This is a genomic window from Curvibacter soli, from assembly GCF_029211125.1.
GTDB lineage: Bacteria > Pseudomonadota > Gammaproteobacteria > Burkholderiales > Burkholderiaceae_C > Curvibacter_A > Curvibacter_A soli.
On record NZ_JARGEN010000036.1, the window covers coordinates 1 to 26,276 of the forward strand.

Below are 26,276 nucleotides of genomic sequence, written 5' to 3' on the forward strand. Positions count from 1 at the left end.
CCCCATCAATCAGCCATGCGACCCAAAACCAAGCATTTGTTTTAACTAAACAGTATTGGGCTCATACCTGAATTGGAAAAGACTGCAATTTGCCTATCGCGTCATCGACGCGAAATGCACTCTCGCACATTGGGAATCTTCGCACAATCTGTCAGACTGACTGACTTGGCCACTTAGGTTTATGTGCTGCTTAGCGTTGAACACTGCACCAGGTTATCGTGGCGCCGTGAACCGCCAGCCTTCCCGCCAGCCCCGCTCTTCGCCACCCCGCCGCTTCGACACCGTGGACGCCCTGCGCGGCGGCGCCATCGTTTGGATGACGACGTTCCACTTCTGCTTCGACCTCGCGCACTTCGGCTACCTGCGGGCCGATTTTTATGCCGATGCGCTGTGGACCATGCAGCGCACGGCCATCGTGAGCCTGTTCCTGTTCTGCGCCGGGTTGGGGCAGGCCATCGCCGTGCACCAGGGCCAAGGCTGGCCGCGCTTCTGGCGGCGATGGAGGCGGGTGGCGGGCTGCGCGCTGCTGGTGACGCTCGGGTCGATGCTGATGTTTCCGCGCAGCTTCATCTATTTCGGCGTGCTGCACGGGCTGGCTGCCATGCTCGTCGTGGTGCGCTGCACGGCGGGTTGGGGGCGCTGGCTGTGGCTTGTGGGTGCATTCGCAATTGCTATGCCTTTCATAGCTGCAAGCGCTTTATCCACAAGCGCCGGGGCCGATTTTTCTGCATATTTCGATGCACCCATGCTGAACTGGCTGGGCCTCGTCACGCGCAAGCCGATTACCGAGGACTACGTGCCCGTGCTGCCCTGGCTAGGCGTCATGTGGTGGGGCATGGCCGCGGGGGAATGGCTGCTGCGCACGCGGTCGGCATGGCTGGCGGCGCGGCTGCCGCGCATGCTGGCGCCGCTTGCATTACTGGGGCGCTGGAGCCTGCCGTACTACATGCTGCACCAACTGGTGCTGATGGGGGCGCTGACCGCCTGGGGCTGGGTGGCCGGCCGCTGAGCCGGAAAACTAAAACGCGGCCCCGGGCCGCGTTTGTCGTGCATGCGCAAGAAACAGGCGGGGGTTTATCCTATTTCCGGCAGTTGAATCCCCAAAATTCGAGCAAGTGCCTGTCACGCATTGAGTTTCCATGCTTTCCAGACTCACCCATCTGGAACTGCTCTGCAGTCACGCGAAGTCTTTGGAAACCCGCATGGATATTGGGTTTCTTCAGTTTTTCGGTTGGTTCAACTGCCGTTTCCAGGTTTATTCCACCTTGGCCTTGCTGCGCAGCTCCTGCTGGAATTGCGCCAGCTTCTGCTGCTGCAACTGCTGCAGGATCTGGGGCTTGACCTGATCGAGCGGGGGCAGCTTGGCATCGCGGATGTCGTCGAGGCGGATGATGTGCCAGCCGAACTGGCTTTTGACCGGCGTCTCGGTGGTCTGGCCCTTTTGCAGCTTGACCATGGCTTCGGTGAATTCAGGCACGTAGCTCGACGCGTTGGCCCAGTCGAGGTCGCCGCCCTTGGCGCCCGATCCGGGGTCCTTGGATTCCTTCTTGGCGATGTCCTCGAACTTGCCGCCCTTCTTCAGGCGCGCCAGGATGTCCTTGGCCTTGGCCTCGGTTTCGACCAGGATGTGGCGGGCCTTGTATTCCTTGCCGCTGTTGGCGGCAGCGAACTTGTCGTACTCGGCCTGCACTTCGGCGTCGGTCACCGGATTTTTCTTCTGGAAGTCGGCGAACAGTTCGCGGATCAGGATGGTCTGGCGGGCCAGCTCCATCTGGTTCTTGAAGTCCTCGGTGGCGTCTAGGCCTTCCTGCTGGGCCTGCTGCATGAAGATCTCGCGTGCGATGACTTCTTCCTTGATCTGGCCTTCGAGTTCGGGCGTGACCGGGCGGCCCGACTTGGCAACCTGCTGCGCCAGCACGTCGGCGCGGGCCTTGGGCACCGCCTTGCCGTTCACGACGGCGATGTTCTGAGCCAGGGCCGGAGCGGCCATGGCGCCTGCCAGGGCGGCCACGGCCATGCCCGCCAGAAACTTGTTCTTCATGTTGAGTCCTGAGATTGTTGGGGTGGAGTGCGCTGGCGACCGGGGCGGCGCATCAGGAGAAAATGGCATGTGATCGATGCGTTGTCAAAGAAGGTCCAGCGCTAGCGCGTGGACGCCCTGGTCGATATATTCGCGAAGCGCATCATACACAAGGCGGTGGCGTGCCAGCCGGGGCAGGCCGGCAAACATCGGTGACGCGATGCGCACGCGGAAATGCGTGCCCGCGCCTGTGCCGCTGGCGCCCGCGTGGCCGGCGTGGGCCGCGCTTTCGTCGATCACTTCGACCAGGCTGGGCTGGAGCCTTTCGCGCAGGCGCTGCTCCAGCAGCCGCGCCGTGATCGGGGCCACGGCATCCGCATTCATGGCTCGGGCGTGTTTTCGGGCTGCCGCACGTGGCGGCCCAGGTAGACGGCTTGCGCCACCACGAACGCGACCATCAGCCCCATGCCGCCGAAGAGCTTGAAGTTGACCCAGGCAGCGGTGTCGTAGTGGTAGGCGACCCAGAGGTTGAGCGCGCCCATCATGCCGAAGAACGCGGTCCAGCTCCAGTTGAGGTTGCGCCAGATGGGTTCGGGCAGATCGATCTGCGTGCCCATGAGCGACTCGATGAAATTCTTGCGGAAAAACACCTGTCCGCCCGCCAGCACGGCGGCCATGAGCCAGTAGAGCACCGTGGGCTTCCACTTGATGAAGGTTTCGTCGTGCGCCAGCAGCGTGGCGCCGCCGAACAGCACGATCACGCCCAGGCTGACCCACTGCATGGGCTCGACCTTGCCATGGTGCCAGCGCAGCCAGGCGATCTGCACGATGGTGGCGGCGATCGCCACGCCCGTGGCGACGTAGATGCCGGCGAACTTGAAGGCCGCAAAGAACAGGATGATGGGAAAGAAGTCGAGCAGCAGTTTCATGGGGGCAGGGTCACTCCGGGGTGAAGTCCAGCGAAGCGGAATTCATGCAGTAGCGCAGGCCGGTGGGGGCCGGGCCGTCCTCGAACACGTGGCCGAGGTGGGCCCCGCATTGTGCACACACGGTTTCGGTGCGCACCATGCCGTGGCTGCGGTCCACGATCTCGCGGATGGCCCCCGGCACGGCCTGCGAGAAGCTCGGCCAGCCGCAGCCCGCATCGAACTTGGTGCCGGAATCGAACAGCTTGGCGCCGCAGCAGATGCAGTGGTAGCTGCCGTCGGCCCAGAAGGCCTCGTACTTGCCTGTGAAGGGCCGCTCCGTGGCGGCATGGCGCGTGACTTGGAAGGCCGCAGGCTCGGCGCCTTTCTCGGCCAGCACGGCCTTCCACTCGGCATCGGTTTTCTGGATGGGTTGGTGGTTCATGAGGAGCAACTGATTTCTATGGAGGACGCCCAGTCGGGCGGAAAGCCGGCATGGGCGTCATGGCCGGGGTGTTCGTCATATGGCGTCGCCAGCAAGCGCTGCAAGGTCTGCAGTTCGCCGAAGTCCCGGTGCTCCCGCGCGCTGCGTATGGCCTGTTCGCCCAGGTGGTTGCGCAGCACGAACTTCGGGTTGGTCTTGCACATCAAATCGGCCGCCAGCGCTTTATCCACCTGCGACAGGCGCTCCTGATACGATAGCATCCAGGTATCGAACGCGGCGCGGTCCAGAAACAGGTCGCGCACGTCCTCCACGGGCGCGCCGGCCACGTGGCGCGACAGGCGGCGCCAGAAGATGGTGTAGTCGGTGCGCTCGCCGGCCAGCAGCCGCAGCGTGGCATCGGCGAGTGCACCGTCCCCTGGACGGGCCTCGTCCGCCAGGCCCAGCTTGGCGCGCATGCGGGCCTCGAACGCGGCGGGGAACGCGCTGCGGTAGGCCGCCAGCGCGGCCAGGGCGGTTTCCTCCTCGCCGACCAGCGGCAGCAGCGCCTGCGCCAGGCAAAAAAGGTTCCAGTACGCCACCTGGGGCTGCTGGCTGAAGGCGTAGCGGCCCTGGGTGTCGCTGTGGTTGCAGATGTGGCCGGGGTCGAAGCCGTCCATGAACTGGAACGGGCCGTAGTCGATGGTCAGGCCCAGGATGCTCATGTTGTCGGTGTTCATCACGCCGTGGCAGAAGCCCACGGCCTGCCACTGCGCCACGAGCGCCGCGGTGCGCTCGCCCACCGCTTCCAGCAGCGCCGCGTAGGCGTTGCCGGCAAAGCGCCCGCCGCTGCGGCAGGCGGGGTAGTAGCGGTCGATCACGTAGTCGGCCAGCGTGCGCAGTTCGTCGACGCGGCCGGTGGCGGCGAAATGCTCGAAGTGCCCGAAGCGGATGAAGCTGGGTGCCACGCGCGCGACCACGGCGGCGGTCTCCACTTCCTCGCGCCGCACCGGCGCGTCGGAGCCGGTGACGCACAGCGCGCGCGTGGTGGGAATGCCGAGCGCGTGCATGGCCTCGCTGGCCAGGAATTCGCGGATGCTGGAGCGCAGCACCGCGCGACCGTCGCCCATGCGCGAATATGGCGTGCGCCCGCTGCCCTTGAGCTGCACCTCCCAGCCCCCGGAGGTCTCGCCGAGCAAGATGGCGCGGCCATCGCCGAGCTGGCCGGCCCAGACGCCGAACTGGTGGCCGCTGTATACGCTGGCCAGCGGGGCGGCGCCCGCGATGGAGCGGCTGCCGGTGAAGGCATCCAGCGCGCCGGGCGCGTCCTGCCAGCCCGCTGGCAGGCCGAGCAGGGCGGCGACCTGCGGGCTCGTGCCCACCCAGTACGGCGCGGGCAGCGGCGTCGGGCGCAGCGCGGTGGAAAAGCGCGGGCCCAGCGCCGCGAAGCCGTTGCGCCATGCCAGGCCGCTGGCGAAGGGCAGGGCCGTGTCGGCGGGGCGGTCAATGGTGGCGGCAGTGTCCATGCACGGATTGTCCCGCAGGCCCGCAAAACCTCTGCGCCCCAGGGGCTTGGGCATCCAGGTGGCCGCACCTGCCGCCTTGGAGACATCCCTGGGGACAGTCCCACTGCGCGGGGGCGGATGCAGGTGCCAGAATGGCCCGTACATGCACGCCGCGCCGCGCGCCGGCCCGGCCATCCGCCATCACGAGGAGCCTTCCATGCTAGGCCTGATGCAAAGACAGCCCCTGTCCATTTCGAGCTTGCTCGTCTTCGCCGAGCGCCACCACGGCGACGCCCAGATCGTCTCGCGCCGCGTGGAGGGCGACATCCACCGCTACGACTACCGCGCCCTCGCGGCCCGCGCCCGGCGCGTGGCCCGCGCGCTGGACGCCTGGAAGCTCGAACCCAGCGACCGCGTGGCCACCCTGGCCTGGAACGGCTATCGCCACCTGGAGCTGTACTTCGGCGTCAGCGGCTCGCAGCGCGTGCTGCACACCATCAACCCGCGCCTGCACCCGGACCAGACCACGTGGATTGTCAACCACGCCGAGGACCGGGTGCTGTGCTTCGACATGACCTTCCTGCCCATCGTGCAGGCCATCCATGCCAAGTGCCCCACGGTGCGGCGCTGGGTGGCGCTGTGCGCCAGTGATCGGCTGCCCGCCGGCAGCGGCATACCCAACCTCGTGGCCTACGAGGACTGGATAGTCGCGCAGAGCGACCGCTACGACTGGCCGGTGTTCGACGAGAACACCGCGTCGAGCATGTGCTACACCAGCGGCACCACGGGCCACCCCAAGGCCGCGCTGTACAGCCACCGCTCCAGCGTGCTGCATGCCTATGGCGCCGCGCTGCCCGACGCGATGAATCTTTCGGCCCGCGACGCGGTGCTGCCCGTGGTGCCCATGTTCCACGTCAACGCCTGGGGCATTCCGTACTCGGCGCCGCTGACGGGCTGCAAGCTGGTGTTCCCGGGGCCGGCGCTCGACGGCAAGTCGCTCTACGAGCTGATCGAGGCCGAGGGCGTGACCTTCGCCGCCGGCGTGCCCACCGTGTGGCAGATGCTGCTCACGCACGTGAAGACCGGCGGCCTGAAGTTCCATGCGCTCAAGCGCACGATGATCGGCGGCTCGGCCTGCCCGCCGGCCATGATCCACAGCTTCCAGGACGACTACGGCGTGGACGTGCTGCATGCCTGGGGCATGACCGAGATGTCGCCGCTGGGCACGGTGTGCAGCCTGAAGAACAAGCACCTGGACATGCCCGGCGACACGCAGATGGCCATCCGCCTGAAGCAGGGCCGCGCGATCTACGGCGTGGACATGAAGATCGTGGACGGCGAGGGACGCGAGCAGCCGTGGGACGGCAAGTCCTACGGCGACCTGCTGGTGCGCGGACCGTGGATCGTGGACCGCTATTACAAGGGCGCGGGCAGCCCGCTGGTGGATGGCTGGTTCCCCACGGGCGACGTGGCCACCATCGACGCCGACGGCTACATGCAGATCATCGACCGCAGCAAGGACGTGATCAAGTCCGGTGGCGAATGGATCAGCTCCATCGACATCGAGAACATCGCCATGGGCCACCCCGCCGTGGCCATGGCCGCGTGCATCGGCATGCCGCACCCCAAATGGGACGAGCGGCCCATCGTCGCGGTAGTGAAGAAGCCCGGCGCTGAGGTCACGCGCGAGGATCTGCTGAAGTTCTACGAAGGCAAGATCGCCAAGTGGCAGATACCGGACGACGTGGTGTTCGTCGAGGCCATTCCGCTCGGCGCCACCGGCAAGATGCTCAAGACCCGACTGCGCGGCGAGCAACTGAAGGACTACCGCCTGCCGGGGCTGTAGGCGCGCGGCGCCTGGACGGCCGCGCAAGGCTGGGGCCGGCGCTGAAGGATGACACGCCCTAAACTCGCTGGCCAACCCAGGCTGGGGGCCGCGCCGCGCCCCTTTCACCCGCTTGCCATCCGCGATGAATCTAGAGCTTCTCACCATTTCGCTGCTCAACGGCGTCAGCTACGGCCTGCTGCTGTTCATGCTGAGTTCGGGCCTGACGCTGATCTTCAGCATGATGGGCGTGCTGAACTTCGCGCATGCCAGCTTCTACATGCTGGGCGCGTATGTCGCCTACACGCTCTCGGGCCTGGTCGGCTTCTGGCCCGCGCTGTTCGCCGCGCCGCTGCTGGTGGGAGGGCTGGGTGCGGCGTTCGAGCGCTACTGCCTGCGGCGCGTGCACCGCTTCGGCCCGATGCCCGAGCTGCTGGCCACCTTCGGCCTGTCGTACCTGGTACTCGAAGTGGTGCAGCTTGCCTGGGGCCGCTCCACCGTGCCCTACGGCCTGCCAGCGGCGCTGCAGGGGCCGCTGTTCACGCTGTACGGCACGCAGTTCCCGAAGTCGCGCGCGTTCATCATGCTGGTGGCGTTGCTGATGCTGGCATCCATCTGGCTGCTGCTCACGCGCACGCGCACCGGGCTGGTGGTGCAGGCCGCGCTCAAGCACCCCGGCATGGCGCAGGCGCTGGGCCACGACGTGCCGCGCGTATGCATGCTGGTGTTTGGCGGCGGCTGCGCGCTGGCCGGGCTGGCGGGGGTGATCGGCGGCAACACCTATGTAACCGAGCCGGCCATGGCTGCGTCGGTGGGCTCGATCATCTTCGTGGTGGTGGTGGTGGGCGGCATGGGCTCGCTGGCGGGGGCCTTCATCGCGTCCCTGCTCATCGGGGTGGTGCAGACCTTTGCCGTGGCGCTCGACTATTCGCTGGCCGGCGGCTTGCAAAGCCTGGGTTTGCCGGTGGGCGGGCGGACCTTCGGCTTTCCGGTGCTCAGCCTCACCATCGCGCAGGTGGCGCCCATCCTGCCGTACCTGCTCCTGCTGCTGATACTGATTTTCCGGCCCAGGGGGCTGCTGGGCACGCGGGAGGACTGACCATGGCCGCGTCCACCCACCGCTTACGGCTGCCTGGCACCGGGCGCATCACCGTCTGGGGCCTGTTCGCGCTGGTGCTTGCGGTGGCGCCGCTGCTGCTGCGCAGCAGCCTGGCGCTGGCCATGCTGTCGCAGACCGGCTACCTCGTCATCATCTGCCTGTCCTACAACATCCTGCTGGGGCAGGGCGGCATGCCGAGCTTCGGCCACGCCGTCTATACCGGGCTGGGCTCGTTCATCGCTGTCCATGCGATGAACATGGCGGGCCAGGGCGGGTTAGCGGTGCCGCTCACGCTCATCCCCATCGTCGGCGGGCTGGCGGGCATGGGCTGCGCCATCCTGCTGGGCTATGCGACGACCAGGAAGTCGGGCACCGCCTTCGCCATGATCACGCTCGGCGTGGGCGAGCTGGTGGCGTCCATGGCGCTGATGTTCCCGGGCTTCTTCGGCGGCGAGGGCGGCATCGCCACCAACCGGGTGTACGGCAGGCCGCTGCTGGGCATCACCTTCGGGCCGCAGATACAGGTGTACTACCTGATCGCCGTGTACTGTTTCGTCTGTACTGCGCTGATGTTCGCCTTCACCGCCACGCCGCTCGGGCGCATGCTCAACGCCGTGCGCGACAACCCCGAGCGGGTGGAGTTCATCGGCTACGACACGCGCCGCGTGCGCTACCTGGCGTTCATCGTGGCGGGGTTCTTCGCGGGCATCGGCGGGGGGCTCGCGGCCATCAGCTTCGAGATCGTCACCGCCGCCGACAGCATGGGCATGCTGCGCTCGGGCAGCTACCTGCTGTTCACCTTCCTGGGCGGGGCCGGGTTTTTCTTCGGGCCCATCATTGGCGCGGTGCTGCTGGTGCTCGCCACGGTGCTGCTGTCGGAGCTGACCCGAGCCTGGCTGCTGTACCTGGGCCTGGCGTTCCTGTGCATGGTGATGTTTGCGCCCGGCGGTATCGCCAGCCTGGCGATGCTGAACCTGCGCCTGGCGCGCCACGGGCGGTTGCGCCCGCTGGCATGGCTGTATGCCGGCCTTTTTGCCGCGGCACTGCTGGCGGCGCTGGGGGCCGCCGCGATGATCGAGATGCTCTACCACCTGCGGCTCGACGCCGCGCTGGGTACCACGCTGCGCTTCATGGGCGCCACGCTGGATGCCGGGGCCGCCGCGAGCTGGGCCGGCGCGGCGCTGCTGCTGGCGCTGGGCGCAGGGCTGTTCGAACACGTGCGCCGCCGCTTCATGCGGCGCTGGGACGCCATCCAGGAAGACATCGAGCTGCAGGCGCGGTGCAGGGAGGGCGCGGCATGACGGGCGCTGCTGCAGGGCCCCCTGCGCTGGAACTGAGGGGGCTGCGCAAGAGCTTCGGCAAGACCGAAATCATCCGCGGCGCCAACCTGACCGTTGCGCGCGGCGAGCGCGTGGCCATCATCGGCCCCAACGGCGCGGGCAAGTCCATGCTGTTCGACCTCGTCAGCGGGCGCATCCGACCCTCGGGCGGCGAGGTGCTGCTGGGCGGGCGGCGCATCGACGGTCTGCGCCCGTGCGAGATCAACCGCCTGGGGCTGGCGCGCAGCTTCCAGATCACCAACATCTTCCCCGCCCTGAGCGTGTTCGAGAATCTGCGCTGCGGCGTGCTCTGGCACCTCGGCTACCGCTATGCGTTCTGGCGCTTCCTCTCGCGGCTGCAGGACGCCAACAACCGCACCGAGGAGTTGCTGGACATGCTGCGCCTGGAAAGGAAACGCGATGTGCCCGCCATGCACCTCACCTACGCCGAGCAGCGCGCGCTGGAGATCGGCATCGCCATCGCGGGCGGCGCCGAGGTGGTGCTGCTCGACGAACCCACGGCGGGCATGGGCCACGGCGAGACGGCGCACTTCGTCGGCCTCATCCGTCAGGCGACCGAGGGCAAGACGCTGCTCACGGTGGAGCACGACATGGGCGTGGTGTTCGGCCTGGCCGACAGGATCGCCGTGCTGGTCTGCGGCGAAGTGATCGCCTTCGACACCCCCGAGGCAGTGCGCGCCGACCCGCGCGTGCAGGAGGCATACCTCGGCGCGGGGATGGCAGCCGTCCAGGCTGGGGAGAATGCATGCTCGCGGTAGAAAACCTGCACGCCTACTACGGCAAGAGCCACGTGCTGCATGGCGTGGACTTTACCGTGCGGCCCGGCGAAATCGTCGCGCTGCTCGGGCGCAACGGCGCGGGTCGCTCCACCACGGCGAAGGCTGTCATGGGCCTCGTGGACTGGCAAGGCGGCCTGCGCTGGAAGGGTCAGCCGCTCGCGGGCCGGAAGACCCACGAGATCGCCCGCCTGGGCATCGGCTACGTGCCCGAGAGCCGCGACATTTTCTCCGGCCTCACCGTCCACCAGAACCTGCTGCTGGGCCAGAAGGGCCGCGGCGGCCGCTGGGGATTCGGCGACATGTACGCGATGTTCCCGCGCCTGAAGGAGCGCGAGCACACGCCCGCGGGGGCGCTGTCGGGCGGCGAGCAGCAGATGCTCACGCTCTGCCGCACGCTGATGGGCGACCCGGAGCTCATCATCATCGACGAGCCCGCTGAAGGACTCGCGCCCCAGCTCGTGGAGCAGGTGGCCCAGTACCTGCGGCGCCTGAAGGCGCGCGGCGTCTCGGTGCTGCTGATCGAGCAGAAGCTCGCCATCGCCATGGCGATTTCCGACCGCGCGCTGGTCATGGGCCGCGGCCGCATCGTGTTCGACGGCACGCCCGACGGGCTGCGTGCCGACGCGCAGGTGCGCAGGGAGTGGCTGGAGGTCTAGGTGCAGTGTTCGATGCTTGGCGGCACCAATGAAAGCGATGCGTTGTGGCGCAGGGCAAGGCGCAAACCACAGCGATGGCCGACGCTAGCGGGAGGATTTGCAACGCCGCCATGCGGCAAAAGGCGCGGTTTCATGTGCTGCTTGGCGTTGAACACTGCACTAGTATTTACTGAGCGCTCTCACCCACGAGGCGAACGTCATCGAAGCCGTCAACGCTCGATTGCATGCGGCCTGGCAAGGGATACGAAGCGGTCAACTGCCGTTTCCAGGATCAATGCATTGGGCGAAGCGAAGGTGACCGCGTACGCGCCGCTCAACCGCCTGGGCGACGACGAGGAACTGAAAGACCTGTGCCTGCTGTATGCGAGCGAGCGACGCGGGCAAACACATCACGGGGCAGTCGATGGCGGTGGACGGCAGGCATGCGCGCGGTGGTGGGCGGCTGAATGCGCGCTAAGCTCGCGGTTTTGTCCCCTCCTGGAACTGATCGCATGGACTTCAGCGTAGACATCCCTTTCGTCACCTATCTCGGCTTCAGGCTCGAACGCTTCGACGGCGGCCACGCCGAGCTGGGTTTCGAGCCCCGGCCCGAACACCTGAACTCGTTCGCCGTCACGCACGGCGGCGCGTTGATGACGCTGATGGACGTGACCATGGCGCACGCCGCGCGCAGCGTGCAGGCCGACATGGGCGTGGTCACCATCGAGATGAAGACCGGCTTCATGCAGCCTGCGCGCGGCAAGCTGCGCGCCGTGGGCCGGCTGCTGCACCGCACGGTCACGATGGCGTTCACCGAAGGCAGCGTGTTCGACGCCGACGGTAAACTCTGCTGCCACGCCACCGGCACCTTCAAGTACGTCAAGCGCCTGCCCGTCGGCCCCGGGGAGGCCAATGCGCTGAACCCACAGGGCGTGATATCGACCGACTGATCGCCAGAACCGGCAAGCGGCGGACACGGGTGCTGCGCAGCAGCGCAGCAGGGGCGCGGTGCCTCAGCGGTGGTGGACCTTCATGGCCCGTTCCACCTCGCGCTTGCCTTCACGTTCCTTGATGGTGTCGCGCTTGTCGTGCTCGGCCTTGCCCTTGGCCAGGGCGAATTCGCACTTCACCTTGCCGCCCTTCCAGTGCAGGTTCAGGGGCACCAGGGTGTAGCCTTTCTGTTCCACCTTGCCGATCAGGCGGCGTATCTCGTCCTTGTGCAGCAGCAGCTTCTTGGTGCGCACGGCGTCGGGGCTGACGTGCGTGGAGGCGGTCTTGAGCGGGTTGATCTGGCAGCCGATCACGAACAACTCGCCGTCGCGGATCACCACATAACCATCGGTCAGTTGGACCTTGCCCTGGCGCAGCGCCTTCACCTCCCAGCCGTGCAGCACCATGCCGGCCTCGAAGCGCTCTTCGAAGAAATAGTTGTACGCAGCCTTCTTGTTGTCTGCGATGCGGGCGGGCAGGGTGGTTTTTTTATCGGAGGACATTACGGGCATGTGGGGGCACCGTAGTGCTATGCCAAGGTGGCGGTGGGCGGCTTTCCTACAATGGAGCCGGGCAAGACGCCCCGATTCTATGGCTTCGCCCCCAACCCCGCGCCGGCCCCCTGCCGGCCGAGTCTGAATGAAAACCGTCCACAAATCCGTCCTGCTCTGGTACAGCCCCGAGGAAATGTTCGCCCTGGTGACCGACGTCGCCCGCTATCCCGAATTCCTGCCGTGGTGCGACCGTGCCACGGTGCTCGCCACCGACGCGGACGGCATGACGGCGGAGGTTGGCATCTCGCTCGGCGGCATCCGTCAGGCATTCGTGACGCGCAATACCCACGAGGCGGCCCGGCGGGTGCACATGCAGCTCATCAAGGGGCCGTTCTCCAAGCTCGAAGGCGACTGGCGCTTTCTGCCCGTGGGCGACGGGCAGCAGCGCGCCTGCAAGGTGGAACTGCAATTGCAGTACGGCTTCAGCAGCGCCACGCTGGCCGCGCTGGTGGGGCCCGTTTTCGACCGCATCGCCGGTAGCCTGGTGGATGCGTTTGTCCAGCGGGCCGAGCAGGTGTATGGCGCATGAGGCCACCATGCTGCGGGTGACGGTGGCGTACGCGCCGCGTGCGCGCCAGGTGGTGGAGATCGCCCTTGAACTGCCGCGCGGTGCCACGGTGGCCGATGCGCTGCGCGCCGCCCTGCGGACGGAGCCGGCGCTGGCGGATGCGCCGCCGGATGTGGGCGTGTGGGGCCGCAAGGCGCAGCCGCGGCAGGCGCTGCGCGACCATGACCGGGTGGAAATCTACCGTCCCCTGCTGGTGGACCCGAAGGTGGCGCGACGGGAGCGTTTCCGCAAGCAGGGCGCCCGTGCGACGGGGCTGTTCGCCCGGCGGCGACCCGGCGGGAAGCCGGGTTATTGAACCGCGTTACCGCGCGCCGCAGTCCGACGCGATGATGCTCTGGGCACGGGCGGATTCGGATGCGCGCGCGGTGTCGTCCATGATGATGCGCTCACCCTGCGCGTTGACGCGCGCGATGCGCATGCCCGAATCAAGCGATGCCTTCGATTCGCGGGCGCGGGCGCAGTTTTCGGCCCGGGCCTTCGCCACCTTTTCCTCCTCGGCCTTCTTTTTCGCGACTTCGGCGGCCTCGGCCTGCTTCTTCATTTCTTCCAGTTCCTTGTCCACGCCGTCCTTGGCCGCCGGTTTGGTGGCCGCAGGCGCAGCAGCCATGGCGCTTTCGGCCGCCGCCTCTGCCTTGGCCGGCGCGCCCGCATGGGACCCGGGGGGGTACTTCAGAATGCTTTTTTCGGGGATGTCGGGCGGCGGCGGCCGGTCGCTGAAGACCTTGCGTCCATCCTTGTCGACCCATTGCCATTGGGCGGCGGCACCGAAGGAGCATGCGCAGGCAAGCGCAAACAGCAGGAAATGGCGGAGTTTCATGGCTTGACAGTTTAGCGCCCGGACCGGGGAATCGCCAGACTGACTGACTGAGTCTCCCTCGGTTGCGCTTCATGGGCCACGCGCTCACCGACAACCGCCATGGGCTGGTGGTCAGTGCCGTGGTCACCCAGGCCGACGGGCATGCAGAGCGTGAAGGGGCCAAGGCCATGATCACGATGCGCGCCAGGCACTACCGGGTGATGAACCAATCACCATCACGCTGGGAGCAGACAAAGGTTACGACGCCAAGCCTGGCACCACGGCATCCCGCAGTTCGATGGTGCGTAGCCACCGGCAAAATGCGTGGTGAACCTAGGATTTTTATGCAGATCGCCACCTGGAACATCAACTCCCTCTCCGTGCGCCTGCCGCAGGTGCTCGGCTGGCTCGCGGCCCATCCGGTCGACGTGCTGTGCCTGCAGGAGCTCAAGCTCACCGACGACAAGTTCCCGTTCGACGCCATCGAGGCCGCCGGCTACGAGGCTGCGGCGTTCGGCCAGAAGACCTACAACGGCGTGGCCATCCTCAGCCGCGCGCCGCTGCGCGATGTGGTGCGCAACATCCCCGGCTTCGGCGACGAACAGGCGCGTGTCGTCGCCGCCACGCTGGACGCACCGGGCGGGCCGCTGCGCATCGTCAACGGCTATTTCGTCAACGGGCAGGAGCCCGGCAGCGAGAAGTTCGCCTACAAGATGCGCTGGATGGAGGCGCTGCACGACTGGCTGCGCGGCGAACTGGCGGCGCACCCGCGGCTGGCGCTGCTGGGCGACTTCAACATCGCGCCCGAGGACCGCGACTCCTACGACCCCGTGGGCCTGCGCGAGACGATCCACCACACGAGCGAGGAGCGCACGCATTTCCGCGCCCTGCTCGCGCTGGGGCTGACCGACGCGTTCCGCATGTTCGAGCAGCCCGAGAAGACCTTCTCGTGGTGGGATTACCGCATGCTGGGCTTCCAGAAGAACCGCGGCCTGCGCATCGACCACATATTGGTGAGCGAAGCGCTGAAACCGCTGGTCGAAAGCTGCACGGTGGACCGCGCGCCGCGCAAGAACCAGCAGCCCAGCGACCACGCGCCGGTGGTGGCGGAGCTGCGCGGTTGAGGCGGCTTCGACGCTATCGAAAGAGTAGCTGCCGCCGCAGGTTCCAAAAGGGTTTCAGTATGAAAACCATCTGAAAACCCCTGAAACCCTGCGGTGGCAGCTACTATTTCAGGAGCACAGGCTATTCGAGCCCCAGTTCCTGGATCTTGCGCGTGATGGTGTTGCGGCCGATGCCGAGCTTCTGCGCGGCCTCGATGCGGCGCCCGCGCGTGTTGGCCAGCGCGGTGAGGATCAGGCGCGACTCGAAGCGGCGCGACAGCTCGTCCCACACGTCGTGGCGGCCGGTGGCCAGCAGTTCCTGCGCCTCGGCTTCGAGGCCCTGCTCCCACGCACTGCCCGGGCCGGCGGCCACCACCGGCAGTCTGCTGCCGCCCATGGTGATCGACGCCAGCGCGGTGGCCAGCGGGTCGTCCTGCGCATCGGCCACGGCCGGGGGCCGCGCCAGCGGCTCCACGCGCAGGGGCACGGGCTGCAGCGTGCCCAGCGCCTCGCTGCGCGGCGCGGCGGCGTGGGCGTCCTCGCTGCCCAGCACTTCGGGGGGCAGATCCTTGGGCTCGATCACCTGCGCGGGCGCCATCACGGTCAGCCAGTGGCAGATGTTCTCCAACTGCCGCACGTTGCCGGGAAAGCCGAAGGTCGCCAGCCGCACCAGCGCGGCGTCGGAAATGCGCTTGGGCTCCACGCCGAGCTGCTTGGCGCTTTGCTGCAGGAAGTGGCGCGTGAGCATGGGCACGTCCTCGCGGCGCTCGCGCAGCGCGGGCAGGCGCAGGCGGATGACGTTGAGGCGGTGAAACAGGTCCTCGCGGAACACGCCGTCCTTGACGCGCAGCTCCAGGTCCTGGTGGGTAGCGGCGATCACGCGCACGTTGGCCTTCACGGCGTTGTGGCCGCCCACGCGGTAGAAGTGGCCGTCGCTGAGCACGCGCAGCAGGCGCGTCTGCAGGTCGAACGGCATGTCGCCGATCTCGTCGAGGAACAGCGTGCCGCCCTCGGCCTGCTCGAAGCGGCCGCGGCGCATGGTCTGCGCGCCGGTAAAGGCGCCGCGTTCGTGGCCGAACAGTTCGCTTTCCAGCAGGTCCTTCGGGATCGCGGCGGTGTTGATGGCCACGAACGGGCCACCCGCGCGCGGCGAGTGCTTGTGCAGCGCGCGTGCCACCAGTTCCTTGCCCGAGCCCGATTCGCCGGTGATGAGCACGGTGACGTTGCTTTGCGACAGCCGCCCGATGGCGCGGAACACGTCCTGCATGGCGGGCGCCTGGCCCAGCATCTCGGGCGTCTCGGCCATGCGTTCCTCGGCCACTTCCTCGCGCTGGCTTTCCTCCACGGCGCGGCGGATCAGCTCGACCGCCTTGGGCAGGTCGAACGGCTTGGGCAGATATTCGAACGCGCCGCCCTGGAAGGCCGAGACGGCGCTGTCCAGGTCGGAGAACGCGGTCATGATGATGACCGGCAGCCCCGGGTGCATCTGCTTGACCTTCTCCAGCAGTTCCAGGCCCGAGCCGCCGGGCATGCGGATGTCGCTGACCAGCACCTGGGGGCCGAGGTTGTCGGGGTCGTCCTCGCCCAGGTCGGCGAGCGCCGCGAGCACCTCGCGGGGGTTGGTGAAGCTGCGCGTGGGCAGTTCCTCGCGCAGCAGCGCCTTTTCCAGCACGAAGCGGATGGATTGGTCGTCGTCTACTATCCAGATCGGCTTCATGGGTATCTCGTCATCTCTATCTATTGGTCTCGTTATGGGGCTTCAAGGCAGCGGTATCAGGATCTTGAAGTCCGTCCTCCCTGGTTCGGAATCGCACTCGATCAGGCCATGGTGCTGCTGGATGAAGGTTTGCGCCAGCGTGAGCCCCAGGCCCGAACCGCCGTCCCTCCCCGAGACGAGGGGGTAGAAAATACGGTCCTTGATCGAGTCCGGTACGCCGGGCCCGTTGTCGATGACATGCAATTCCAGTGCCAGTCGATAGCGCTGCTTGCCAAAAGTTACCTGTCGCGCAATGCGCGTGACGAACATGATCTCCGCGTCGCCCGCGGCAATGCGTTCGGCCAGTGCCTGCGCGGCGTTGTGGGTGATGTTGAGCACGGCCTGGATGAGCTGCTCGCGGTCGCCACGGAACTCGGGCACGGAGACATCGTAGTCGCGCACCACGCGCAGCCCGCGCGGAAACTCCGCCAGGATGAGCGAGCGCACACGTTCGCAGACTTCGTGGATGTTCACGTCGCCCACCACGTGCGGACACCGGTGCGGCGCGAGCAGCCGGTCCACCAGGGTTTGCAGCCGGTCGGCCTCCTGGATGATGACCTGGGTGTATTCGATGAGGTCGCGCGACTCGATCTCCATCTGCAGCAGTTGCGCCGCCCCGCGGATGCCGCCGAGCGGGTTCTTGATCTCGTGCGCGAGGTTGCGGATCAGCTCCTTGTTGGCCTGGGCCTGGTCGATCAGCCGCTCCTCGCGGCCCTGCCGTACCTGCTGCTCCAGCGGCAGCAGTTCGATGACGATCTCGCCGACCCGCTCGGTCTGCGCCACGATCACATGCACGGGCACGGGCTCGTGGTTCAGGCGCTTGAGCCAGGCGTCGTAGCGCAGCGCGGCAAACTCGTTGCTGGCCATGCCTGCGAGGGCGTTGCCGAGCAGGTGCGGCTCGGTGAAGAAGTCGTTGAGCGACGAGCCCTCGATCGTGCGGCGCGAGGTGCCCACGGCGTCTTCCAGGGCCGAGTTGGCAAAGAGCACCTTGCCGTTGGAGCGCACCACCGCCACCAGCGTGGCGAGCAGGTCGAAGGACTGGAAACGCGACGCCTTGAACGCGGGGATCTTCAAAGCGGGACTACTTTGCGGCGGACAGGCGACTCAGCTCGCGCTTGATGCCGGCGATGTCGCTCTCGTTGCGCGCGATGCTGGCCTTGAGCTCGGCCACGCGGTCGAGGTACTTCTGGTAATTGCGCTCGTTGCCCTGGCGTTCGGGTTCGCCGTTGTTGTATTCCTTCTGCAGTGCGGCCTGGCGCTCCTCGGCCTTGCGCAGTTCGGATTCGAGGATGGCGCGCGCATCGGCGTCGCGCGCGCGCTGCGCGTCGGCGTCGACCCGGGGCGCGCTGCCCGGCGCCGTCACCACGGGCGCCGAGGACGACGGCGCCGCCGTGGGCCGCACACCCTGGATGACGGTCACGTTACCGCCTTCCACGAGCTTGCAGCCGCGCTGCTGGGCCTGGCTGGCGTTGTTGGTGTATTCGTTGCCGCAGCGGTAGATGCGGTCCTGCGCCCACGCAGGCGCGGCACAGGCCGCAGTGGCGGCGCACAGCAGGATCGGAAGAAATGGCTTCATAGGTTGTTCCTCGCACCGGACATGCAGGGGCTCGGTCTGTGCCGAGTATCCCGCATCGATAGCCATCCACAAAATCGCGGCGGGAAAGCCCCGGGGCCCGCATCTGTCTGCGCGCACCCAAGAAAAAAGGGCAGCCTGCGCTGCCCTTTGCCCCGGCATGGAGCCGCCGCGCTTTACAGCGAGTAGTACATGTCGTATTCGACCGGGTGCGTGGCCATGCGAAAACGCGTGACCTCGCCCATCTTCAGCTCGATGTAGGCGTCGAGCATGCTGTCGGTGAACACGCCGCCCTTGGTCAGGAACGCGCGGTCCTTGTCCAGGTAGTCGAGCGCCTGGTCGAGGCTGTGGCACACGGTGGGCACCAGCGCGTCTTCCTCGGGCGGCAGGTGGTACAGGTCCTTGGTGGCGGCTTCTCCGGGGTGGATCTTGTTTTCCACACCGTCGAGGCCGGCCATCAGCAGGGCCGAGAACGCCAGGTACGGGTTGGCCAGCGGATCGGGGAAGCGCGCTTCGATGCGGCGGCCCTTGGGGTTGGCCACGTAGGGGATGCGGATCGAGGCGGAGCGGTTGCGCGAGCTGTAGGCCAGCTTCACCGGAGCTTCGAAGCCGGGCACCAGGCGCTTGTAGCTATTGGTGCCGGGGTTGGTGATGGCGTTGAGCGCGCGTGCGTGCTTGATGACGCCGCCGATGTAGTACAGCGCGAAGTCCGACAGGCCGGCATAGCCGTCGCCGGCGAACAGGTTCTTGCCGTCCTTCCACACGGACTGGTGCACGTGCATGCCCGAGCCGTTGTCGCCCACGATGGGCTTGGGCATGAAGGTGGCCGTCTTGCCGTAGGAGTTGGCGACGTTCCACACCACGTACTTGAGCACCTGCGTCCAGTCGGCGCGCTCGACCAGCGTGCTGAACTTGGTGCCGATCTCGTTCTGGCCCGCGCCCGCCACTTCATGGTGGAATACCTCGACCGGGATGCCCAGCGATTCGAGGATCAGAACCATCTCGGCGCGCAGGTCCTGCGTGCTGTCGACCGGGGGCACGGGGAAGTAGCCGCCCTTGACGGCGGGACGGTGGCCGCGGTTGCCGCCTTCGAGCACGGCGCCGCTGTTCCAGGGCGCCTCGTATTCCTCGATCTTGAAGAACGAGCCCGACATGTCGTTGCCCCAGCGCACGCCGTCGAAGATGAAGAACTCGGGCTCGGGGCCGAAATAGGCCGTGTCGCCCAGTCCGCTGGCCTTCAGGTAGGCCTCTGCACGGTGCGCGATGGAACGGGGGTCGCGGTCATAAGCCTTGCCGTCGCCGGGCTCAAGCACGTCGCAGGTGAGGAACAGCGTGGTTTCCTCGAAGAACGGGTCGATGTTGGCGGTGTTCGGGTCCGGCATGAGCAGCATGTCGGAGGCTTCGATACCCTTCCAGCCGGCGATGGAGGAGCCATCGAATGCGTGGCCCGACGTGAACTTGTCCTCGTCGAAGTGCGAGACCGGCACGGTCACGTGCTGTTCCTTGCCCCGGGTATCGGTGAAGCGGAAGTCGACAAACTTGACTTCGTTTTCCTTCACCAGCTTCATCACGTCTGCGACGGTCTTGGCCATCAGGTTTCTCCTGGTTGAACGCTTAAAAAAGAAAGACTCGGTTGGTATGCAGTTTTTGTGCCAAACGTGGTGCATGGCAACCGCACCAGCGCAGGGGATTTTGCCTGCAAGATGGCGGATTTACCGCAAAGATGAGCATATTTGCGACAAAACGCCCACCATGCACCATGAACATGGCAAAACGCACTGACAAGAAGCAATGGAATAGCCCTGTTTTGGTGCGATTTAATTTCGCACCAATTCGGGGCCAAGCGTGAACGCCATGGAGCGCAGTACCGCCGTCATGCGGGCATAGGCGGCATCCACCAGCGCGGGCGCGCCCTTCACGCCCAGCTCGATGTGGTGGCCATATTCCGGATGGTCCACGCTCGGCAGACTGAAGACCTTGACGCCCTCGTGTGTGCGCTCTATCTCTTCCATGAGCGGGATGAGCAGCGACTCCATGGAGCCGAACACGATCACCGACTTTTCCACATAGGGCACGGTGCCGTGCAGGTGCGCATAGTAATGGTCGAGCGCCCAGGCGATCATGGGCCAGGCCATGATCGGGAAGCCGGGCACGAAGTGCACCATGCCGCCGCCCGACCCTGCGCAACTGAAGCCCGGGATCTTGTTGTAGGGGTTGGGGATGATGCGCGCGCCCGCCGGGAACACGCCCATGTGCAGGCGGTGCAGGTTGTCGGGACGGTCGGGCTCGAAGGGCTGGTCCTGCTCGCGCGCCGTGTCCTGCATGCGCTCGCGGATCAGCGCGGCGGCCTCGGGGTGCAGGGCCAGCTCCACGCCCAGCGCCCGCGCGGCGCACTGGCGCGTGTGGTCGTCGGGCGTGGCGCCGATGCCGCCGCAGGAGAACACCGCGTCGCCGGATGCGAAGGCGCGGCGCAGCGTGGCGGTGATGCGCTCGGGCGCATCGCCCACGTAGTCGGCGTACCCGAGTTGCAGGCCGCGCTCGCCCAGCAGTTCGATGACCTTGGCGAGATGCTTGTCGGCGCGCTTGCCCGAGAGGATTTCGTCGCCGACGATGACGAGGCCGAAATGAGTGGTCATGGGGGAAAATCCCTTGCGGTTCAGGAGGATGGTGGCGGCAGGGCCGGGTCCGTCGGCGGCGCCAGCGGCAGCGGCACATCCACCGCCTGCGGCGGCTCCACAGGCGGCGTGGCCGCGCGCAACTGCACCAGCGCAGCCAGGCAGTAGTGCGCGAACCACAGCGAGGAAAAGGCGAACACCAGCGTATAGACCCAGATCGCGACCGGCACCAGGATGACGAAAGCCGCCACGAACAGCGCCCCCGAGGCCCAGACGATGCTCGGCGCCGCGCCCATGTAGCCCGTGAGAATGCCGATGCCCAGCAGCCAGCCGCGGTGGCGGCGGAAGATCGCCAGCCGCTCGTCGCGCGAGGCATGCTCGGCCAGCGCGTCGAAGGCCATCACGCGGTAGGTCAACCAGCCCCAGATCAGCGGCGGCAGCACCAGCACGAGGGGCGGCACGAACCACAGCGGCACCGAGAGCACCAGCGCCACCGTCGCCAGCAGCGTGGAGCCCAGCGACCACAGCACGCTGGCCGCGAACGAGCCGCCGCGCCTGCGCTCCAACTGGGGGAAGCGCCGCTCCGCCACCACGGCGGTGAGCGCGGGCGTCATGAACACGGCAACGACGAGCAGCGACAGCACGACGACGGCGGGAGTGACCACGAAGATGACGATGAGCGGCGCCAGCACCGTCTTCATGTCGCCCGCGCCTGCGCTCTGCAGCCAGCCCCAGAAGCTGCGCATGAGGTCCGACGCCTCCAGCAGCCCCTGCACCTGCTGCAGCGCCCAGTCCCAGTAGAAGTAGCCCAGGCCCAACGCCAGCGCGACCATGACGAGGAGAGGCAGGAACGACAGCACGATGACGCGCGGACGCAGGCAATAGACAACGGCCCGCCAGAACGAATCGAGGAAAAGGCGCATGGGGCGCCAAGCATAACTGCTGAGCAGATCAGAAGGATCGTACAGATTGAGTAGCCGCAGACCCAGCCCAGCAGGACGGGACGCACTCCCTGCACAAAACTTCAACCGAAATTGTTCAACCTGGAAACGGCAGTTGGATGCGCCTGCCGGTGCCGTGATCGGGGTGCCAGGCAAGACCGGGCGACGCGGCGGGCTTGCTGCCCGCAAGGAGGAGCAACGCCGCATGGCGCGCCGAGCGCGGTGCTGGCAGGTGCATGGCGCTCTCACCCACGAGGTGAACCCCATCGAAGCCGGCAACGCTCGATTTCATGCGGCCTGACAAGGGATACGAAGCGGTCAACTGCTGTTTCCAGGTTCATTAGCCCTCCTCCCGCGCCCTTCACGACAACGGAGCCGCGGCTCCGTTTTTTTCTGCCCGCGCCCGTCGGTGCCTACCTACAGGGCACGGCCCGCGCGTCCTACTACGCGGCCGAGCATCGCTACTTACAGTGACATCACCTGCTGCCGACGAACGACAGCCGGCTCACACATAAAAGGAGTGCACATGAACAAGGACACCGTCGAAGGCAACTGGAAGCAGTTCAAGGGGAAGGTGCAGGAGCAGTGGGGCAAGTTGACCAACGATGACCTAGATGTCATCGAAGGCCGGCGCGAGCAACTGCTGGGCCGCATCCATGAACGCTATGGTGTCACGCGGGACGCGGCCGAGCAACAGGTTTCGGACTGGGAATGCAAGAACCCTGACTTCTTCCAGAAGTCCGTCTGACGCAGCACCACTACCATCAATACATAGGTCAATCTTCAAGGAATTACAAGCATGCAAACCTCTTTATTCAAGCAATCGTTGATCGCCTTGTGCGTGGCCCTGTCCTGCGGCTTCGCGGCACAGGCTAGCGCCATGACCAGTGCGGAATACAAGGCTGCGGAAGACCGCATCTCGGCCGACTACAAGGCTGCCAAGCAGCGCTGCGACGACCTGGCTGGCAACACCAAGGACGTATGCGAGAAGGAAGCCAAGGGCAATGAGAAGATCGCCAAGGCCGAGTTGGAAGCTCAGTACAAGCCCAGCGACAAGACACGCGCCAAGATCGCGGAAGCCAAGGCCGACGCTGCCTATGAGGTAGCCAAGGAAAAGTGCGATGCTCTGGCCGGTAACGCCAAGGACGTCTGCCAGAAGGAAGCCAAGGCAGCCCGTTCGGCTGCCAAGACCTGACGGAGCGTGCACAGCGCGAAGAGTGCGGCCCGGTTGGCGTGCGATAGCACGAGGCAGACCCTGTTCGGGCCGATGCCTTCGGCGACGCAGGCTACCAAGGCGTAGACCTGCGCCCGGATGCCCGGGCGCAGGTCGAGTGGCACGTGGCGCGATGAAGCCGTCCAAGCGCCGGTCGCGGGATGGCGTAGAACAAGGCGCCGTGTCGTCCGGGTGGCTCAGCCCAGCCGGGCGCGGTGGCGCCCGATCTGCAGCCGCACCTGCTCGGGCGCGGTGCCGCCGAGGATGTTGCGGGCGTTGAGCGAGCCGCGCAGGCTCAGCACCTCGTACACGTCCTCGCCGATCTGGGGGTTGAACTGGCGCAGGGCTTCCAGCGGCAGCTCCGACAGGTCCACGCCCTGCCCGATGGCGGTCTTCACCGCGTGCGCGACCACCTCGTGCGCGTCGCGGAACGGCAGGCCCTTCTTCACCAGGTAGTCGGCCAGGTCGGTCGCGGTGGCGTAGCCGCGTCGAGCGGCGCGCTCCATGGCCTCGCGCTTGACGGTGATGCCGCCCACCATCTCGGCGAAGATGCGCAGCGTGTCCTTCAGCGTATCCACGGTGTCGAACAGCGGCTCCTTGTCCTCCTGGTTGTCCTTGTTGTAGGCCAGCGGCTGGCCCTTCATCAGGGTGATGAGGCCCATCAGGTGGCCGACCACGCGCCCGGTCTTGCCGCGCGCCAGCTCGGGCACGTCGGGGTTCTTCTTCTGCGGCATGATGGACGAGCCGGTGCAAAAGCGGTCGGCGATGTCGATGAAGCCGAAAGCCTGGCTCATCCACAGCACCAGTTCCTCGCTGAAGCGGCTGATGTGCACCATGGCCAGCGTGGCGGCGGACGTGAACTCGATGGCGAAGTCGCGGTCGCTCACCGCGTCCAGGCTGTTCTGGCATACGCCGCCCATGTCCAGCGTGGCGGCCACCCGCGCGCGGTCCAGCGGGTAGCTGGTGCCCGCCAGCGCGGCCGCGCCCAGCGGCAGGCGGTTGACGCGCTTCCTCGCGTCCTGCATGCGCTCGGCGTCGCGGCTGAACATCTCCACGTAGGCCAGCATGTGGTGGCCGAAGCTCACCGGCTGCGCCACCTGCAGGTGGGTGAAGCCCGGCAGGATCACGTCGGCGTTCTTCTCGGCCAGCGCCAGCAGCGCGCGCTGCAGGTCGCCGAGCAGGCCGACGACGAGGTCGATCTCGCCGCGCAGCCACAGCCGCACGTCGGTGGCCACCTGGTCGTTGCGGCTGCGGCCCGTGTGCAGGCGCTTGCCGGCGTCGCCCACGAGCTGGGTGAGGCGCGCCTCGATGTTGAGGTGCACGTCCTCCAGGTCGAGCTTCCACTCGAACGCGCCGGACTCGATCTCCTGCCGGATCTGCGCCATGCCGCGCTCGATGGCCGCGAGGTCGTCCGCGCCGATGATGCCCTGCGCGGCCAGCATGTCGGCGTGCGCCAGGCTGCCCTGGATGTCGGCCTGCCACAGCCGCTTGTCGAAGAACACGCTGGCCGTGTAGCGCTTGACCAGCTCGCTCATGGGCTCGGAAAACAGCGCCGACCAGGCTTCTGATTTCTTGTCGAGCTGGCTTGCCGCAGGGGGTGGGGGAACGGACGGGCTGGAGGACATGAAGGGGGCAATAATGGGGTTCGAGACACCCGGCTGCGCCGGCTGCCCGCAATGAAGAATCCTGAAATTTTATCGGTCTTGCCCGAATCGCCCGATGCCGTCCTGCCCGCGCACGATATGCCGCGGCAGGCGCTGGTGTTCGACGCCTGCCACGCCGGCGTGGTACTGCGCGCCGTGCTGTTCGTGGAACTGGTGCTCGGCGCGGGCGCGCTGTTCGACGCCGGCACGCCGCTGGACTGGCTGGTGCAAGTGGCCTTTCTCACCGGTGGCGCCCTGCCCGCCACGCTGGCCTGGCTGATCGCGGCCTGCAGCCTCAAGAAGATCCTCGCGCGGCTGCCCGAGCGTGCGCAGTGGGTCTGCGGCATGGCGCTGGGCGCGCTGGCGGGGCTGTACGCCTGCGCCATGCTGGCGCTGGTGGAGCCCGAGCGCGCCGCGCCCTGGTTCGCCAGCGCCGCAGCGGGCGCGCTGCTGTCGGCGGCGCTGGTGGGCGCGCTGATGATGCGTGCGCGCGGGCGCACGCCCGCGGCCACCACCGCGCGTCTGGCCGAGCTGCAGTCGCGCATCCGCCCGCACTTCCTGTTCAACACGCTCAACAGCGCCATCGCCCTGGTGCGTGCGGAGCCGGCACGCGCCGAGGCGCTGCTCGAAGACCTGAGCGAGCTGTTCCGCCACGCCCTGGTGGAGCAGGACGGCGCCGCCACGCTGGGCGAGGAGATCGCGCTGGCGCAGCGCTACCTCGACATCGAGCAGGTGCGCTTTGGCCCGCGCCTGCGTGTCAACTGGTCGCTCGACCCCGCCGCCGTCGGCGCGCGGCTGCCGCCGCTGCTGCTGCAGCCGCTGGTGGAGAACGCCGTCAAGCACGGCGTGGAGCCCAGTGCCACCGGCTCGGAGTTGCGCATCGCCACGCGCGTGCGCAATGGCCAGGCCATCGTCGACATCACCAACACCCTGCCCGTTGCCACCGCGCAGCGGCGCGGCCACGGCATCGCGCTGCGCAACGTGCGCGACCGGCTGCACCTGCTGCACGACGTGCAGTGCGAGTTCGCCGCCGGCACGCGCGACGGCCTGTACCATGTGCGCATCGCGCTGCCGCTGGCATGAAACACCCCCGAAGCGCCTTTGGCACTTCCCCCTCAAGGGGCGATGCCAGCGGCCCGGCGGAGCCGGTTCTGCGGCATCCCAGGCATGGCCTGCTCCGCGGCCTTCGGTACGGCTTGATCTCATATGCTGCGGGTGGCACATAGCGCAATGGATGACTGAGAAAGTGTGATGCACATCCTCATCGTCGATGACGAACCCCTGGCCCGCATGCGCCTGCGCACGCTGCTGGGCGATTGCGCCGACGCGGGCGCCAGCCCGCTGGAAGTCGCCGAGGCGCAGCATGCCCAAGAGGCGGTCACGTGCGTGCGCGAGGCGGCGCTGCGCGGGCAGCCGTTCCAGCTCGTGCTGCTCGACATCCACATGCCCGGCGCCGACGGCCTGCAGCTCGCGCAGGCCCTGCATGCACAGCCGCAGGCGCCCGCAGTGGTGTTCGTCACCGCGCATGCCGAGCACGCCGTGGCGGCGTTCGAGATCGACGCGGTGGACTACCTGACAAAGCCCGTGCGCCTGGAGCGGCTGCAGCAGGCGCTGGCCAAGGCGCGCCGCAAGGCGCCCGCGCCGGCCGCCGCCGCCGAGCACCTGGTGATCCACGACCGCGGCCGCACCGAGCGCGTGCCGCTGGCCGAGGTGGTGTACTTCAAGGCCGAGCTGAAGTACGTCACCGTGCGCACCGCCGCGCGCAGCTACATCCTCGACGGCTCGCTGTCCGAACTGGAAAGCCGCTACGGGCCGCGCTTCCTGCGCATCCACCGCAACGCGCTGGTCGCCCGGCATGCGATGCGGGCGCTGGAAAAGCACTACGACGCCGAGGACGGCGAAGGCTGGGCCGTGCGCCTGCTCGGCGTGGCCGAGCCCGTGCCGGTGTCGCGGCGCCAGGTGCAGGCGGTGCGCGAAGCGCTGTCGCGCTAACTC

28 protein-coding genes and 4 pseudogenes are annotated in these 26,276 nt (G+C 67.2%); 17 read left to right on the forward strand and 15 right to left on the reverse strand.

Annotated features, from left to right (window positions below; translation table 11 throughout):
* Window positions 1–283 precede the first annotated feature (283 nt).
* Window positions 284–1,009, forward strand: coding sequence for an acetyltransferase domain-containing protein (locus PY257_RS09220; protein WP_275741083.1), 726 nt, complete (start codon window positions 284–286; stop codon window positions 1,007–1,009).
* 246 nt (window positions 1,010–1,255) lie between these two features.
* On the opposite strand, the gene PY257_RS09225 is transcribed toward PY257_RS09220, so the two are convergent.
* From PY257_RS09225 to PY257_RS09245, 5 genes are all read right to left on the reverse strand, one after another.
* Window positions 1,256–2,041 carry a peptidylprolyl isomerase gene (locus PY257_RS09225; RefSeq protein ID WP_275741084.1) on the reverse strand — a complete coding sequence of 262 codons (786 nt, stop codon included), beginning with the start codon at window positions 2,039–2,041 and terminating at the stop codon, window positions 1,256–1,258.
* 84 nt (window positions 2,042–2,125) lie between these two features.
* Window positions 2,126–2,404 (reverse strand): BolA family protein, encoded by a 279-nt coding sequence (locus PY257_RS09230; RefSeq protein WP_275741085.1) that lies wholly within the window; start codon window positions 2,402–2,404, stop codon window positions 2,126–2,128.
* Window positions 2,401–2,949: a septation protein A gene (locus PY257_RS09235; RefSeq protein ID WP_275741086.1), complete on the reverse strand. Its 549-nt coding sequence runs from the start codon at window positions 2,947–2,949 to the stop codon at window positions 2,401–2,403. The genes PY257_RS09230 and PY257_RS09235 overlap by 4 nt, the downstream gene beginning before the upstream one ends.
* 10 nt (window positions 2,950–2,959) lie before the next feature.
* Complete coding sequence (msrB, locus tag PY257_RS09240; RefSeq protein ID WP_275741087.1) at window positions 2,960–3,370, reverse strand: peptide-methionine (R)-S-oxide reductase MsrB; 411 nt, start codon at window positions 3,368–3,370, stop codon at window positions 2,960–2,962.
* Entirely contained in the window at window positions 3,367–4,872 is a 1,506-nt protein-coding gene (locus tag PY257_RS09245; protein ID WP_275741088.1) for a protein adenylyltransferase SelO, read from the reverse strand. Before PY257_RS09245 ends, msrB begins: the two co-directional genes overlap by 4 nt.
* A 196-nt stretch (window positions 4,873–5,068) precedes the next feature.
* On the opposite strand from PY257_RS09245, the gene PY257_RS09250 reads away from it, so the two are divergent.
* The 7 genes and pseudogenes from PY257_RS09250 (at window position 5,069) to PY257_RS09280 (ending at window position 11,479) form a co-directional block, all read left to right on the forward strand.
* Window positions 5,069–6,697, forward strand: coding sequence for a 3-(methylthio)propionyl-CoA ligase (locus tag PY257_RS09250; protein WP_275741089.1), 1,629 nt, complete (start codon window positions 5,069–5,071; stop codon window positions 6,695–6,697).
* A 124-nt stretch (window positions 6,698–6,821) separates the two neighbouring features.
* The gene (locus tag PY257_RS09255; protein ID WP_275741090.1) at window positions 6,822–7,775 is read left to right on the forward strand and encodes a branched-chain amino acid ABC transporter permease; all 954 of its coding nucleotides are present in this window, start codon (window positions 6,822–6,824) and stop codon (window positions 7,773–7,775) included.
* A gap of 2 nt (window positions 7,776–7,777) precedes the next feature.
* Entirely contained in the window at window positions 7,778–9,076 is a 1,299-nt protein-coding gene (locus tag PY257_RS09260; protein WP_275741091.1) for a branched-chain amino acid ABC transporter permease, read from the forward strand.
* Window positions 9,073–9,873 carry an ABC transporter ATP-binding protein gene (locus tag PY257_RS09265; protein WP_275741092.1) on the forward strand — a complete coding sequence of 267 codons (801 nt, stop codon included), beginning with the start codon at window positions 9,073–9,075 and terminating at the stop codon, window positions 9,871–9,873. Before PY257_RS09260 ends, PY257_RS09265 begins: the two co-directional genes overlap by 4 nt.
* The gene (locus PY257_RS09270) at window positions 9,861–10,550 is read left to right on the forward strand and encodes an ABC transporter ATP-binding protein (RefSeq protein WP_275741093.1); all 690 of its coding nucleotides are present in this window, start codon (window positions 9,861–9,863) and stop codon (window positions 10,548–10,550) included. Before PY257_RS09265 ends, PY257_RS09270 begins: the two co-directional genes overlap by 13 nt.
* Window positions 10,551–10,820: 270 nt before the next feature.
* Window positions 10,821–10,996 (forward strand): annotated as a pseudogene (locus PY257_RS09275) (SDR family oxidoreductase); the annotation flags it as partial.
* Window positions 10,997–11,041: 45 nt separating this feature from the next.
* The gene (locus PY257_RS09280; protein WP_275741094.1) at window positions 11,042–11,479 is read left to right on the forward strand and encodes a PaaI family thioesterase; all 438 of its coding nucleotides are present in this window, start codon (window positions 11,042–11,044) and stop codon (window positions 11,477–11,479) included.
* A gap of 63 nt (window positions 11,480–11,542) precedes the next feature.
* Here the strand turns inward: PY257_RS09280 and smpB are convergent, their stop codons facing one another.
* Entirely contained in the window at window positions 11,543–12,022 is a 480-nt protein-coding gene (gene smpB / locus PY257_RS09285; RefSeq protein WP_275741095.1) for an SsrA-binding protein SmpB, read from the reverse strand.
* 136 nt (window positions 12,023–12,158) lie between these two features.
* On the opposite strand from smpB, the gene PY257_RS09290 reads away from it, so the two are divergent.
* Window positions 12,159–12,602, forward strand: coding sequence for a type II toxin-antitoxin system RatA family toxin (locus PY257_RS09290; protein ID WP_275741096.1), 444 nt, complete (start codon window positions 12,159–12,161; stop codon window positions 12,600–12,602).
* Window positions 12,592–12,936, forward strand: a complete 345-nt coding sequence (locus PY257_RS09295; RefSeq protein WP_419095684.1) for an RnfH family protein — start codon at window positions 12,592–12,594, stop codon at window positions 12,934–12,936. The genes PY257_RS09290 and PY257_RS09295 overlap by 11 nt, the downstream gene beginning before the upstream one ends.
* A 6-nt stretch (window positions 12,937–12,942) precedes the next feature.
* Here the strand turns inward: PY257_RS09295 and PY257_RS09300 are convergent, their stop codons facing one another.
* Window positions 12,943–13,458 (reverse strand): DUF4124 domain-containing protein, encoded by a 516-nt coding sequence (locus PY257_RS09300; RefSeq protein WP_275741098.1) that lies wholly within the window; start codon window positions 13,456–13,458, stop codon window positions 12,943–12,945.
* Window positions 13,459–13,520: 62 nt separating this feature from the next.
* Here PY257_RS09300 and PY257_RS09305 point away from each other — a divergent pair.
* Both PY257_RS09305 and xth read left to right on the forward strand, forming a co-directional pair.
* A pseudogene (locus PY257_RS09305) lies at window positions 13,521–13,750 on the forward strand (IS5/IS1182 family transposase); the annotation flags it as partial.
* A gap of 31 nt (window positions 13,751–13,781) precedes the next feature.
* On the forward strand, window positions 13,782–14,561 hold the full coding sequence (gene xth / locus PY257_RS09310) for an exodeoxyribonuclease III (RefSeq protein WP_275741099.1): 780 nt from the start codon (window positions 13,782–13,784) through the stop codon (window positions 14,559–14,561).
* A 121-nt stretch (window positions 14,562–14,682) separates the two neighbouring features.
* Here xth and ntrC read toward each other — a convergent pair whose 3' ends face one another.
* From ntrC to PY257_RS09345, 7 genes are all read right to left on the reverse strand, one after another.
* Window positions 14,683–16,257: a nitrogen regulation protein NR(I) gene (gene ntrC / locus PY257_RS09315; protein WP_275741100.1), complete on the reverse strand. Its 1,575-nt coding sequence runs from the start codon at window positions 16,255–16,257 to the stop codon at window positions 14,683–14,685.
* Window positions 16,258–16,299: 42 nt separating this feature from the next.
* Entirely contained in the window at window positions 16,300–17,370 is a 1,071-nt protein-coding gene (glnL, locus tag PY257_RS09320; RefSeq protein ID WP_275741101.1) for a nitrogen regulation protein NR(II), read from the reverse strand.
* 7 nt (window positions 17,371–17,377) lie between these two features.
* Complete coding sequence (locus PY257_RS09325) at window positions 17,378–17,872, reverse strand: hypothetical protein (protein WP_275741102.1); 495 nt, start codon at window positions 17,870–17,872, stop codon at window positions 17,378–17,380.
* 173 nt (window positions 17,873–18,045) lie between these two features.
* Window positions 18,046–19,461: a type I glutamate--ammonia ligase gene (glnA, locus tag PY257_RS09330; RefSeq protein ID WP_275741103.1), complete on the reverse strand. Its 1,416-nt coding sequence runs from the start codon at window positions 19,459–19,461 to the stop codon at window positions 18,046–18,048.
* A gap of 225 nt (window positions 19,462–19,686) precedes the next feature.
* Window positions 19,687–20,505 (reverse strand): competence/damage-inducible protein A, encoded by an 819-nt coding sequence (locus PY257_RS09335; RefSeq protein ID WP_275741104.1) that lies wholly within the window; start codon window positions 20,503–20,505, stop codon window positions 19,687–19,689.
* 20 nt (window positions 20,506–20,525) lie between these two features.
* Window positions 20,526–21,407 (reverse strand): EI24 domain-containing protein, encoded by an 882-nt coding sequence (locus PY257_RS09340; RefSeq protein WP_275741105.1) that lies wholly within the window; start codon window positions 21,405–21,407, stop codon window positions 20,526–20,528.
* 115 nt (window positions 21,408–21,522) lie between these two features.
* On the reverse strand, window positions 21,523–21,717 hold the full coding sequence (locus tag PY257_RS09345; RefSeq protein WP_275741106.1) for a hypothetical protein: 195 nt from the start codon (window positions 21,715–21,717) through the stop codon (window positions 21,523–21,525).
* Between the two features lie 234 nt (window positions 21,718–21,951).
* On the opposite strand from PY257_RS09345, the gene PY257_RS09350 reads away from it, so the two are divergent.
* From PY257_RS09350 to PY257_RS16335, 3 genes and pseudogenes are all read left to right on the forward strand, one after another.
* Window positions 21,952–22,173: a CsbD family protein gene (locus PY257_RS09350; protein WP_275741107.1), complete on the forward strand. Its 222-nt coding sequence runs from the start codon at window positions 21,952–21,954 to the stop codon at window positions 22,171–22,173.
* Between the two features lie 51 nt (window positions 22,174–22,224).
* Window positions 22,225–22,614 (forward strand): annotated as a pseudogene (locus tag PY257_RS09355) (hypothetical protein); the annotation flags it as partial.
* 77 nt (window positions 22,615–22,691) lie between these two features.
* Window positions 22,692–22,801: pseudogene (locus PY257_RS16335) on the forward strand (IS5/IS1182 family transposase); the annotation flags it as partial.
* A gap of 34 nt (window positions 22,802–22,835) precedes the next feature.
* On the opposite strand, the gene argH reads toward PY257_RS16335, so the two are convergent.
* Window positions 22,836–24,263, reverse strand: coding sequence for an argininosuccinate lyase (gene argH, locus PY257_RS09360; protein ID WP_275741108.1), 1,428 nt, complete (start codon window positions 24,261–24,263; stop codon window positions 22,836–22,838).
* A 51-nt stretch (window positions 24,264–24,314) separates the two neighbouring features.
* Here argH and PY257_RS09365 point away from each other — a divergent pair, with 51 nt between their 5' ends.
* Both PY257_RS09365 and PY257_RS09370 read left to right on the forward strand, forming a co-directional pair.
* Window positions 24,315–25,364, forward strand: a complete 1,050-nt coding sequence (locus PY257_RS09365; RefSeq protein ID WP_275741109.1) for a sensor histidine kinase — start codon at window positions 24,315–24,317, stop codon at window positions 25,362–25,364.
* Between the two features lie 168 nt (window positions 25,365–25,532).
* Window positions 25,533–26,273 carry a LytR/AlgR family response regulator transcription factor gene (locus PY257_RS09370; RefSeq protein WP_275741110.1) on the forward strand — a complete coding sequence of 247 codons (741 nt, stop codon included), beginning with the start codon at window positions 25,533–25,535 and terminating at the stop codon, window positions 26,271–26,273.
* The last annotated feature ends 3 nt before the right edge of the window (window positions 26,274–26,276 follow it).